We start from the raw sequence: 468 nt of genomic DNA, 5'->3' as shown, positions 1-468 counted from the left end.
GGGTAGCTACATCGCGACGGAATAAACGCAGAAAGCATCTAAGCGTGAAGCCTCCTTCAAGATGAGATTTCCCATAGCGTAAGCAAGTATGACGCCTTGAAGACTACAAGGTTGATAGGTCAAAGGTGTAAGTGTGGCAACATATTTATCTGACTGATACTAATACGTCGAGGGGTTGCCCAATAAATAATTGTTATATACAATTTATGTGCAATTTTGAAAGAACATTGTTTTTTCAAAATGAAACTCGCTCAGGTAAACTGAGGAGTACAAGATTCTTAACCAAATCAAGATTTGGAGAATCATAGCATCTGGTGATGATGGCATGGAAGTAACACTCCTACCCATTCCGAACAGGAAAGTTAAGATCCATAGCGCCGAAGGTACTGCACGGGAGACTGTGTGGGAGATTAGGACGTTGCCAGGTAAGTTTAAAGAGATAGTTATAACAACTATCTCTTTTTTAGT

Annotated in this window: 2 rRNA genes; both read left to right on the top strand. The window is 40.2% G+C overall.

Features of this window, described 5'->3' with window-relative positions:
- Positions 1-184: ribosomal RNA gene (locus NG918_RS16620) — 23S ribosomal RNA — on the top strand; the annotation flags it as partial.
- Positions 185-310: 126 nt separating this feature from the next.
- A 5S ribosomal RNA gene (rrf, locus tag NG918_RS16615) occupies positions 311-427 on the top strand.
- Positions 428-468: the final 41 nt, after the last annotated feature.

The sequence above is a fragment of the Clostridium sp. ZBS2 genome (genome assembly GCF_023845855.1).
Taxonomy (GTDB): Bacteria; Bacillota; Clostridia; order Clostridiales; family Clostridiaceae; genus Clostridium; species Clostridium aquiflavi.
Note: the sequence above shows the minus strand (reverse complement) of the source record. Positions and strands in the feature narration are given on the sequence as shown.